Here is an 11,407-nt window from a genome sequence, read left to right on the forward strand (position 1 = left end):
CCCTGCATGGCGTTCACGCTACGCGGTCGCGGCGGCGCGCAGCAGCCCCCAGCCGCGCACCACGGCGAGGTCGTCGGCCGTGTCCACGTCGCGGCCCGGCCAAGTAGAACCCTCTACCGGAGACCTCGTGCCCACGAGGGCGGTGACGGGTCGGTTCGACCAGCTGGCGCACAGTGGGGAAAGCCGGCGGTGGTCGAGGTGCACACCGAGCGCCGGGTCGCCGACGCCACCAGGGGGACAGCCCAGGACGGGTAGCCCTTCCGGCGGCGCCTTCGTGGAAGCGGGAGCTCGTCCAGCAGGACGAACAACCGGGCGGTACAGCGCTCGCCGATGGTGCGGCTCAAGTCCTACCGCGTCGGGTTCCTCGGGTACGTCCGCCTTGCGTGCCCGGCCGGCATGGGTGACGGCATGTTCGGTGTGCGGTATCCTAAGCACGTGGCGACCAACGGCACCTCCGACACCCGCGACGACACCGCGGCGCTGCTGGCTGCCGTCGGGATCGAGGTCACCGACGCGGGTAAGGCACGGGCTCGGCGCCGCCTTGCCGACGCCGACCGCCAGCGCACCCCGCGGCTGCGGCAAGAGTGGCGCGCACAGCTCGGCCTGCCGACCTCCAACGCCGCGTGAGCGACGGCCACGTCCGGGTCGTCCTGGACACCGGGGCCATCAAGGCGTTCACGCTCGGCTCGATCGATGTCGGCGAGGTCATCGCTGAAGTAGCCGACGAGGGCGCGGCCGTGGGCCTGCCGATCCTCTGCCTCGTGGAAGCCGCCCGCAGCGTCGCCGACACCGACCGGCTGGACCTGCTCGCCAGCCACAGCGCTGTCGTGGTGCTGTTACCGTGGCCCACCGACTGGCGGGCGCTCGCCGTCACCTGCGATATAGTCGGCCGCCTGGACGCCGCGTCCGCCGTACTCGCGGCATACGACCTCGACTGTTCGGTGCTCACCAACCAGCCCGGGTTGTACGCGGGCCTAGCCGATGGCGGCCCGATCATCCCGTTCTAATAGCTTGCGGGTGGGTGCAAGCGACGCTTCGCAAGTGCCCACCGAGGTCATGGAAGCCCTTCCGCCGTTCTGGGACGTGATCCCCTTGGTCAGACCGGGCTCCTCGATCAGAGCCGCCGGACAGGGCCACGCCTGCCTATCGCCGTGCTGGAGGCGTGGCCCTGTCCGGCGGCACCGGCTTTGCTCACGGTTTCATGTTCTCAGCCCTCGGCAGGGGCCGACCTCTCCGCAGTTTCGCGAGTCTTCGAGCTCTCATTTAGACCGAAGTCCCTGTCGACCGCTGGAGACACGAACGGCTCATGATATGGCGTGACCCGAGCACTTCTATTAGAGCGCCGCGTCTCCGCATGGCGCTGACCAGCGCGAAAGCGCTAGCTCCAACGATGAGGAGGGCATGTTGAGCCAGATCTTCTGAGGCATCGACTGGGCGGAAAGCCACCACGACGTAGCCTTGATCAACGAAGACGGCGACCAGGTCGCCAAGCTTCGGATCAGCGATGACGCGGCCGGCCTTCACGCGCTACTGGACCTGCTGGCCGCTCACGGGGACAGCCCGAAAGATCTAATTCCGGTGGCCATCGAGACACCACACGGTCTGCTGCCCCAGTGTCTTCGAGCCGCGGGCCGCATGGTGTACGCGATCAATCCGCTGGCAGCGTCCCGCTATCGCGACCGGACCAGCGTCTCCAGGGCGAAGTCTGACGCTGCCGACGCCCGTGTGCTGGCCAACATCCTGCGCACCGACATCAGTGCTCACCGGCCGCTGCCGGCCGACAGCGAACTGGCCCAGGCGGTGGCGGTACTCGCGCGCGCCCACCAGGACGCCGTCTGGGACCGCCAGCAGATCCTCAACCGCCTCCGCTCGCACCTACGCCTGTACTACCCGGCCTTTCTGGCTGCATTCCACGGTGGCAAGAACCTCGGCCTGGACTCCGCACACGCCCGCGCGGTACTGATGGCCGCCCCAACGCCAGCTGAGGCAGCCGGGCTCACCCGTAGGCAGCTGCGTGCCCTGCTTAGCCGCGCCGGGCGGCTGCGCCGCGGCACGGACGAGCTCGTCGGACGTCTCCACGCAACCTTCCGGCTGGAGCAGATGCGCCACCTGCTCGCGTCCCGTCGCGCCTGCGTGGAACGCGTCATCGCCCACCTCAGGAACTGGAAGATCCCGGCCACCGGATACCGGCGGCTGCTGGCCAGCTTCCCGGCCACCCTCACCGCCGTCACCGCGCTGGAGATCTACCGGACATCGACAAGCGCCTCATGAATAATCTGCCGGGGTCGATGCGACCGCCCTGGGTCCGTGAAAATGGTGGGTGGCGGCCGTTCGTGCAGACGTCGTTGAGAACGTTGGTGTCTTGAGCCCGTGAATAATCGGACGCGGGAGCGTGGGCAGGTGCCCTGGACTGTTGCTTCGAGCACGTGAGTCAACCTCTATGTGAAGATCGCTCCCAGCTGGACGGCCGCCGCCCCTCCCCTCCGTCCCCGGGTGGTGACAGCGATGGCAATCGAGGTACTGGAACAACGGGTCGCGGGTCTGGACATCGCGAAGGCGTCCCTAGTCGCCTGCGTCCGCGTCCCGGGACCGCGCAAAGGCTGGCAGATGCACAAACGCAAGTTCGCCACCACGACCAAAGAACTACTCGAACTCCTCGCATGGCTGACCGAGCACCAGGTCACCCGGGTCGGCATGGAGTCCACCTCCGGCTACTGGAAGCCGGTGTTCTACGTCCTGGAAGCCCATGTCGAGTGCTGGCTGCTCAACGCCGGTCACATGAAGGCCGTGCCCGGCCGCAAGACCGACATGGCAGACGCGGAGTGGATCGCCGACCTGGTCGCCCACGGCCTCGTCCGACCGAGCTTCGTCCCGCCGCCGCCGATCCGCCGGCTGCGCGACCTCACCCGCCGACGCACCCTGCTGCTGGCCGAACGCAACCGTGAGAAGCAGCGCATGGAGAAGCTCCTGGAAGACGCGGGGGTCAAGCTGTCGATCGTGGCCAGCGACATCTTCGGCGTCTCCGGCCGCGCCATGATCGAAGCTCTGATCAATGGTGAGCGTGACGGCCGTGTGCTGGCCGACCTGGCCGTCGGGGCGATGCGCAAGAAGATCCCGGCTCTGCACGACGCGCTCGTGGGCCGGTTCGGCGACCACCACGCCTTCCTCGCCGCGATGATCCTGCACCACATCGACGCCATCAACGCGATGATCGCCGAGCTCGACCAGCGGATCACCACCGAGATCGACCCCTACCGACGCGAGATCGAGCTCCTGGACAGCGTTCCGGGGATCTCCGAACGCGCCGCGCAGGTCATCATCGCCGAGATCGGCACCAGCATGGACCGTTTCCTCACCGCCCGGCACCTGGCCTCATGGGCCGGGGTCTGCCCGGGCAACAACAAGACCGGTGGGCAAGGCCAAGCCCGGGCATACCCGGCCAGGTAACAAGTGGCTCAAGGCCGCACTCGGCATCGCGGCACTGTCCGCGGTCCGCGGCAAGGACACCTACCTCAACGCCCAGTTCCGGCGCATCGCCGCACGCCGCGGCGGCAAACGCGCCGCCACCGCAACCGCACACACCCTGATCACCGCGATCCGGCACATCCTCGACCGTCAGACGACCTACCAAGACCTCGGCGCCGACCACTTCCTCAACCGCATCGACCCCGACCGCCAACGCCGCCGCGCCATCGCCCAGCTCGAGCACCTCGGCTACACGGTCACGATCAACCCCACAACGGCCTGACCAGCAACTCCCTCACATTTTCGAGTCAACGCTCTCAGCTGACAAACGTGACTGCCGTACTACCTTTTGGCTGGACAGACCCGAGATCATCATCATCCCCATGTACGGCCGGGCAAACTTCGCACTCCTACGCCACCGCATCCTGCTCAACGCCTGACCACGACGACCACAAGATCTTCGCCAGAGCCGCAGTTCTCCGGATGGACGGTCACCAGATCTGGATCTTGTTTAGGTCAGTGGCGTCACTCCTTTGCCGGCGAGGGCTTCGGCCAGGCGGTGGCTGGCGCCCTTGGTGATGACCAGGTGGGCGTGGTGCAGTAGCCGGTCGATGGTCGCGGTGGCGAGGATCTTGGGCATGATCGTGTCGAAGCCATCTGGGATGTGTGTGGTTACGGCGATGGATCGGCGTTCGTAGGCGGCGTCGATGACGCGGTAGAACGCTTCGGCGGCGTCCCGGCCGGCGGGCAGTATGCCGATGTCGCCGCGCTTCGGCGGAGAAGGGCGAGGTCGGAGCTTCTGGCGGCCTGGCCGTTGCCTCCGGCTGAGGCGATCAAGGTCCTGGTGTGTTTGGACTTTGCTCTTGGCGTCAGCCGTCGCGACGACGGCGCCTGGTGACGAGAACGAACGCCACCGTCGAAACTTTGTATAGCGAACATGCGAGGTTTGTCTTGCGAAATAGGTGGACCTTTGTGAATGATGGCCTGAGCGCCACGATCACCGTCCGAACCAGTGGTTCCTGGACGCCTCGCTTCCCCGCGCCGGGGTGGTGCGTCAGGCGCAGCGGTCAAACCCGATGCCGGAGGGAAACGCATGCGATCAAGCCGAAGGGACACGTTGACGGCGGCCGAGCCGGCGCTGCAAAGCGCTGCATATGACGACTTCGACGGAGCCCTTCAGGAATGGCGAAAGGTGTGGCCTCACCCCGGACCCCGGCCCAGCATCGTGATCATCCCGACATCTACGGGGGCAGTGTGGCGACTGTCGGCCGTCCTACTACTGGGCGGGATGTTGTTGGTTGTCTGCATCCCCATCTCGCTGCGAGTCTGCGGATGCCTTGACGGCCGCACCCGCGTACCCGCCACCGCCCTGCGCGCTCCCGTGGACCACTGGCGCTGCGCAGCCGATCATCGCGTGGCCATTGTCGGCGCCGACGATCTGGTACACATGCCCGCCGATCCGGTAAGCCTCACCGGCGGTGAAGAGGCGGTCTCGTCGCAGGCCGATGCGCTGCTGGCACTCCGGGACCGAAAGCCAGCCGCCTGGCTGCCGCCCATGCGAGTGCCCATCGTCGCCGGAATGGACCTAAATCCCATGCCTGACCAGTTAGACGCCAGGCGCGGATCAGCATGGTGAGCACGATCTCCGTCTCGGCCATCAGCAGCGTGACGGCTGATCAGTCATGGCTCGACGGCGCCGAAGCCGTCGGGCGCCCGCCGACAGCGTCGACACCGGACGCGGCGCCGAAGTCCCGGGCATCTGCAGCGTGGTCGTCGCGGTCACGACCGTTGTCGGCCGCACCGGATGCGTGGTGGTCCCGGTGCCGTCGAACCGCCCAGACCTGTCTCACCACGCCATGCGGCACTCATGCGGCGACCTTCACCTGGGGGGAGAGCTGATGCTCATCGTGATCGGATCATTAAAGGGCTCGCCGGGGGCCAGCACGCTGGCGCTGGCCTTAGCGGCGACCTGGCCCGCGGCCGGACCCCGGCCCGTGCTGGTAGAGGCCGACCCGGCAGGTGGGCAGATCGGCGCCTACTGGCGGTTCTTCGAGTTCCCCGGCCTGTGGTCGCTGGCACAACACCTGCGCCGCGACGACACCTGGCAGGCCCGCGAACACGCGATCCGGCTGCCGATCGGAGTCGACGTCGTGGCCGGCCAAGCCCGTGACAACGCGGTCGCGGCACAAGTGGCCGCAGACCGCGCCGGGATGATCCCCTCGGCCGAGGTCGTCATCGCCGACGTCGGCCGCCTGGAGCGCGGCGGCCCGTGCGGCGGCTTCCTGGCAGCCGCCGACCATGTCGTGGTCGTCGCACGTCCGGTCGAGGCAGAGCTCGCCCTCGTGCAGGGCCGCGCCCAGGCCCTCACGGAAGCCACCGGCGGCAAGGTGTGGCTGGCGACCGTGGGCCACGGGCCGTTCACCGGCGCCCAGATCTTCGGCGCCGTCGGTCTGCCCCACATCGGCCAGGTTCCGCATGACCGCCTCAGCGGGCCACTGCTTCGCGGCGAGCGGTGGTCGCGGCACTGGCGTCTGTTCGGACTGTTCCGAAAAGCGACCATGATCGCCACTACGCTGTGGAAGGCGGGCCCGCTCACCAGACCCGGCGCTTTCGACCTCGACGCCGAGGTAGGGGACGCCGCCCCGCAGGGGTTGGGCGTCCCGACACCATCCGGCCCGGTGCCCTCACCCGCAGCCGGCCACGAGCCTGCCTCGGCGCCGAGCCGAACCGGCACCCGGACAGCACCGGCGCCACCGTACGCGACCACGGCTTCGCGGCCTGCCGGTGACCAGCCGGCACCTTCGCACCACGACACCGGCATCGACCCGCCGGCCGGACCGGCTTCCGGTGCCTCGATGGTGTCGCGGCACCGGCACGCCGACCCGGTTCCTGATGCGGGGACGGCCGAGCCGCCCGCCGGGCCGCACCCGGCACCGGTATCGCCGTTCATGAAACGCATTCGCCGTGCCCTGGGCCGCGGCCCGGCTCCTGCGGTGGCCGAGCCGACCGCTGACACGATCGAAACAGCCGCGGCAGGGGCGGTCGGTGTCAGCGACGTGCTCGTCTCCTCAGGGCTCGGGCTGATCGGGCCGGGAGCCCTGGACGCGGCACGAGGGATGCTCGTGGGCGCCCTGTCATCCGGGCAGCACCTCGCCCCGGATGCCCGAGGGCAGGTGCTCGTGCCCGCCGACACCCTGCAGCTGCTGCTCGGCTCCGCCGCCGACGTGCTGCCGCGGCTGCGGCGGCTGCACCTCACGGACTCCATCGGCGAGGCGGTCGCCTACGTCGAAGAGGAGATCATTCGCCGCTCGCGCATCGTCGCCGACGCGCAGACCGCCGAAGTGCTCGACGTGCAGGGACTCGACACCTACGCCGAGACGCTGCCACAGCTGCTTCTGATCGTCGGCGCCCCGGACCCGCGCTGGCTGACCCGCCTGGCCACCGCTGTCGCGCTGGGACAATCGGTCGCGATCAGAGCCGTCATCGTCGGTGAGTGGCGGCGTGGCACGACTCTGCGGGTCGGCGCAGACGGCGCCACCGGCACTGCGCACCGACTCGCTGTCCTGGACGTCGCCACCGCCGTCCAGCAGCTGTCGATGCTCCGGGCAGAGCGCGACCAACCGCCGACCACCGAGCCGGAGCTCACCGCCGCCGAACCTGAATCACCGCGGCAGCTCGCCAGGACCCTCGCCGAGGCAGGGCACCTGCTCGGTCAGGACGCTCGGTCTCCGGTCCGCCTCAAGGTGCTCGGCGTGCCGGCGGTCCTCGACCAGGCCGGCCGGCCCGCACCTCGGCTGCGTACCGCCGCCCGCGAGCTGATGGTCTACCTCGTCATGAACCGCGACGGCGCCACCATCAGCGACATCCTGGAGGCGATCTACCCCGATGCGACGGTCACTCGCGCGAGCGAGCGGCTGTCCACGGACGTGGCAAACCTGCGCCGGGTCATCCGCACCGTCGCCGGCCCCACACCCGATGGCAGCCGCCTGGAGCCGGTCGTCAATTCCGGTGGCCACTACCGCCTCAACCCCGACGTCGTCGACGCCGACTGGTGGACGATCACCGACGAATACGCTCAGGTCGCAGCGGCACCCGACGACCGGCACCGGCTCAAGCACCTGCGCGCCGCCCTCGCCGAGATCACCGGGCCGCTGGCCCAGGGTTGCCTGTATGAGTGGAGCACCACCGACGAGGAACGCGTACGCCGCCGCACGCTGACGCTATACGTGCAGACCGCGGCCATGTATGCCGACACCGATCCCCACCAGGCCCGGGCCCTGCTCGAAGCCGCTTGCACCATCGACCCGCTGTCGGAAGCGCTGGCCTGCCGCGCGATGCGCGCCGCAGCCGCCGACGGCGACGCCGACGCCGTCGGCCACCGCCTCGCCGTGCTCACCCGGGACCTGCACCAGGCAGGCCTGGAACTGTCCGAGCACACCGCCCGCTTGGCCCAGCAGCTGCTGGCCGACCTGGCCGCCCACCCGTCCAGCCACCCCTGAACTGATCGTCAGATAGCGGCGTGGCGGCGCCCGCCGCAGACCGGTGCCCCGACCACAAGGTCCGCGCACCGGCACTCCGCAGGCCCCCGAGTATGCGTGAGGAGCGCACATGGGCAGGATCCGAACCATCAAGCCCGAGTTCTGGACCAGCGAAACCCTGGCGAGGGTCTCGATCCGCACCCGGCTGACCTTCGCCGGGGTCTGGACCTACGTCGACGACAACGGCGTCGGACGCGACAACCACCGCCTCATCGCCAGCGAGCTCTACCCCATCGAAGACGACCCACGCGAGGCACGCGACAGTACTCGCGACGACCTCGCGAGCCTCTGTGAGCAGGGACTGATAGTCCGCTACATCGTCGGGGGCAAGCGCTACCTCAAGGTCGCCGGCTGGGAGGAGCACCAGCGCATCGACAGGCCCAGCAAACCGCGCTACCCAGATCCCCAAGCCGAAGGCGCCCGCATCCTGACCTCTGCCGAGGCGAACCTGCTCGACAGCCGGCCACAGGCGCCGAAGCCGGTCGCCGACCTTCGCGAGGAGCATGTGAGGCGTGCGGTACGCCGACGTGTCGCACGGTTCGCCGTCAACGGCCGCCACTATGTCGTGGTCACCGCCCGCCGACCACGCCGACGCGACGACGGCACCTGCCCGAACCCGCGCATCTGCGGCCCAACCGCCGGGCCTGACCACGATGACCGGCAGCCACCTGCACAAACCGAGGCGGTGGATGGGCTGATCTCGCAGGGCTCGCGCACCTGTCGCGAGCCGGTCGCGACACTCCCGCGGCCGGAACAGGGAGCAGGGAACAGGGAGTGGGGAACAGGGAACACACCATCGCTCGCCGGCATGCTGCCGCCAGCCCCAGCCCCAGCCCCAGCCCCAGCCCCAGCCCCAGCCCCAGCCCCAGCCCCAGCCCCAACCCCAGCCCCAACCCCAGCCGCGGGCCGGCCGACCGGCATCGGCGTGGTAGACAGGACGCCGTCGCGGTCACTGGTGTCCCCACGCCGATCCGGGCGCTCGAGGGCGGACGTCGACGAGGCGTTCGACCGGTTCTGGCAGGCATATCCCAAACGGGTGGGCAAGCTCAGCGCACGCAAGGCGTTCGACGCGATCGCTCGCGACCTTCGCGTTCAGCTCGACGACATCGTCGCCGGAGCCGAACGCTATCGCGACGACGGCACCCGCCGCCGAGCCGGCGACCAGTACACCGCACATCCGGGCACCTGGCTGCGTGCCGGCCGTTGGCTCGACGAACCGACAACGGCATCGACCACGTCGCCGCTGTCCACCACTGACCAGCGCGTGCAGGCCGGACTGGCGCTCGCGGCGAAGTTCGCCGCGATGGAAGAACGAGGCGAGATCTAGTGGAATCATCGCAGATCAGCAAGGTGCGGTCTGGTTGCCGGCCGCGCCACACCCGCAGCGGCAGCCGCCGACTCGCGGCGCGGTACGGCACCGTCGTGGGCTTCGGGCTTGTCGAGGCACCACGGGTGCAGCATCAAGCTGGAGCCGGCCGCTGGCAGGCCACGGGGCCGACTGACCCCGCGGGGGCGGCAAACAAGGCCCTGGCGGACCGCAGCGGCTTGCACCTGCGGTGGCCGGGCGGGCGGACGCCGTTGTGAAGATGAGCGAGATGGGCAGAGTACTGGCCAAGGCCGCAGCGTTCGATCAGCGGACCCTTGGCGAGGCCGACGTCCTCGCCTGGTTCGAGGCCGTCGGGCACCTCGACTACGAGCTCGCGCTGGATGCCGTCGTGCGCCACTACCGGACGAGCAGGCAGCGGATGTGGCCTGCCGATCTGGTCGACGGCGTGCGCGCGATCCGCGCTGAACGTGAAAGCCACCGACATCCGGTCCTTCGGGCCCCGTCGCGGTTCGAAGCCGACGTCGCGCGCGATGCCCGCGTCAAAGCAGGCATCGGCCAAGTGATGAAGGCCGTCGGACTCCCGCGCCCGGTCGACGTCGACGACGTGCACCGCCGGGCACTGGAGCGCGCCCGCGCCGAGCACGGCCGCGGCAGGACGCCGCCGAGGCGCAGGACCCGCAGCACTGAGGCTCCCGACCTGAACGCGATAACCACCGCGCCGGCGTGGACGAGCGACCCGGTGCGCGAACGCTTGTCCCGGGCTGCGCTGCACGAACGTGGCAGGTCGTGTGGTGGACCTGGGTGTCGGGCCTGTTGAGCTGGCGTGGAACCGGACGCTCGGTTGCTGACGTGGGGGTGTCAGCCTTGCCGCGTGCGGCTTGGTAAATCGGGCGTCGCTGTGGTCTCGCATACCTGCCCCCAGCGGTCGCGGCACACGTAGGACAGGCTCGCGTGGATCGGAGTGCCGAGGTTGTCATACAGCACCGGGCCGGCAGTGCACACATGGCGACACCCAGGGCCAGGTCACACGGTCAACCGCACTCACCGACTGCCCCGTTACCTTTTTGATGTCCCCAGCCGGGGACGGCTCGGTCGCTCGGCCCGGTATGACTTACCGCCCCTGTCGTACGCATGATCCGGGGGGTGTTGTCGCCGGGCCGGGTGGCGTCGACCGACCGCTGATAGGGACAAGGCCACCCGCACTCTGGGCAGGTCTCCTCGTAACGTGGCTGCCGGCAGTCGATGCCAGATCGGCGACCGAGACACTGGGCAAGTGTCGCGGGGAGGCGATACATGCACGCGGACTACCAGGTATTTCTCGGCCTTGACGTCGGCAAGGAAGGCCACCACGCGGTGGCTCTCGACCGTGACGGCAGACGGCTGTACGACGCGCCGCTGGCCAACAGCGAAGCCAAACTGCAGCAGGTGCTCGACAAACTCGCCCGCCACGGCCAGGTACTCGTCGTGGTCGACCAGCCGTCCTCGATCGGCGCCCTGCCCGTCGCAGTCGCCCGCGCCTGCGGCCATCAGGTCGCCTACCTTCCTGGCCTGCCGATGCGTCGTTTGGCCGACCTGCATCCAGGTACCGTCGACCGCGACAGCCCCGTCGCCGCGGCCATAGAGCGGCTCGACCAGTGCGTGGCGTTGCGCGGCTTGTACTCCAGGGTCGACACCACGATCCGCTCCACGTCAGCGTCGCTGACCGTGCGTGGCCGGCCAGGGCGCGGCTCGTCGAACAACCCGTCGAGCCGGTCGACGACAAACCGCGCCCGCCACGTCCCGACCGTCGGCAGCGATACCCCGAGCAGCCGCGAGACCTCACTGTTGGACAAGCCCTGCGCGCACGCCAACATGATCCGCGCCCGCAACGCCAACGCCTGCGCCGTGGTGCGCCTACGCGTCAACGCCTCCAGCGCCTCGCGCTCGACCTCGGTCAACTCCAGCAGCGCGAGCCTCGGCCCACGACCATCACCCATACCGAAACTAACGATCTTGTGCGCAATAGTTGAGGTCGCGTGATGGGCCGCTCCGGGGCGTTTCACCAGGTGATGGTGCGGTCGGAGACCAGGGCGGCGAC

The 11,407-nt window shown here is 69.2% G+C and carries 8 protein-coding genes and 3 pseudogenes; 9 read left to right on the plus strand and 2 right to left on the minus strand.

Annotated elements, in window-relative coordinates; translation table 11 throughout:
- The first annotated feature begins 330 nt into the window (after positions 1 to 330).
- The 4 genes and pseudogenes from AB0J67_RS35570 to AB0J67_RS35585 all read left to right on the plus strand — a co-directional run bounded on the left by AB0J67_RS35570 (position 331) and on the right by AB0J67_RS35585 (position 3,748).
- Positions 331 to 627, plus strand: a complete 297-nt coding sequence (locus AB0J67_RS35570; RefSeq protein ID WP_363489238.1) for a hypothetical protein — start codon at positions 331 to 333, stop codon at positions 625 to 627.
- Positions 624 to 1,007: a hypothetical protein gene (locus AB0J67_RS35575; RefSeq protein WP_363489240.1), complete on the plus strand. Its 384-nt coding sequence runs from the start codon at positions 624 to 626 to the stop codon at positions 1,005 to 1,007. The genes AB0J67_RS35570 and AB0J67_RS35575 overlap by 4 nt, the downstream gene beginning before the upstream one ends.
- Before the next feature lie 418 nt (positions 1,008 to 1,425).
- Positions 1,426 to 2,160: pseudogene (locus AB0J67_RS35580) on the plus strand (IS110 family transposase); the annotation flags it as partial.
- A gap of 351 nt (positions 2,161 to 2,511) precedes the next feature.
- A pseudogene (locus AB0J67_RS35585) lies at positions 2,512 to 3,748 on the plus strand (IS110 family transposase).
- A gap of 228 nt (positions 3,749 to 3,976) precedes the next feature.
- On the opposite strand, the gene AB0J67_RS35590 reads toward AB0J67_RS35585, so the two are convergent.
- Positions 3,977 to 4,225, minus strand: a complete 249-nt coding sequence (locus AB0J67_RS35590; protein WP_363489250.1) for an ATP-binding protein — start codon at positions 4,223 to 4,225, stop codon at positions 3,977 to 3,979.
- Positions 4,226 to 4,753: 528 nt separating this feature from the next.
- Between AB0J67_RS35590 and AB0J67_RS35595 the strand changes: the two genes are divergently transcribed.
- From AB0J67_RS35595 to AB0J67_RS35615, 5 genes and pseudogenes are all read left to right on the plus strand, one after another.
- Positions 4,754 to 5,101, plus strand: coding sequence for a hypothetical protein (locus tag AB0J67_RS35595; protein ID WP_363489242.1), 348 nt, complete (start codon positions 4,754 to 4,756; stop codon positions 5,099 to 5,101).
- Positions 5,102 to 5,363: 262 nt separating this feature from the next.
- Positions 5,364 to 7,964 carry a hypothetical protein gene (locus AB0J67_RS35600; RefSeq protein ID WP_363489244.1) on the plus strand — a complete coding sequence of 867 codons (2,601 nt, stop codon included), beginning with the start codon at positions 5,364 to 5,366 and terminating at the stop codon, positions 7,962 to 7,964.
- Between the two features lie 109 nt (positions 7,965 to 8,073).
- On the plus strand, positions 8,074 to 9,330 hold the full coding sequence (locus tag AB0J67_RS35605; RefSeq protein ID WP_363489246.1) for a hypothetical protein: 1,257 nt from the start codon (positions 8,074 to 8,076) through the stop codon (positions 9,328 to 9,330).
- A gap of 268 nt (positions 9,331 to 9,598) precedes the next feature.
- Complete coding sequence (locus AB0J67_RS35610; protein ID WP_363489248.1) at positions 9,599 to 10,147, plus strand: hypothetical protein; 549 nt, start codon at positions 9,599 to 9,601, stop codon at positions 10,145 to 10,147.
- A 476-nt stretch (positions 10,148 to 10,623) separates the two neighbouring features.
- Positions 10,624 to 10,914 (plus strand): annotated as a pseudogene (locus AB0J67_RS35615) (transposase); the annotation flags it as partial.
- Here AB0J67_RS35615 and AB0J67_RS35620 read toward each other — a convergent pair.
- Positions 10,866 to 11,306: a helix-turn-helix domain-containing protein gene (locus tag AB0J67_RS35620; RefSeq protein WP_363489252.1), complete on the minus strand. Its 441-nt coding sequence runs from the start codon at positions 11,304 to 11,306 to the stop codon at positions 10,866 to 10,868. The pseudogene AB0J67_RS35615 and the gene AB0J67_RS35620 sit on opposite strands and share 49 nt — an antisense overlap.
- Positions 11,307 to 11,407: the final 101 nt, after the last annotated feature.

It is taken from the genome of Catellatospora sp. NPDC049609 (assembly GCF_040675365.1).
In the GTDB taxonomy this organism is placed as follows: domain Bacteria; phylum Actinomycetota; class Actinomycetes; order Mycobacteriales; family Micromonosporaceae; genus Catellatospora.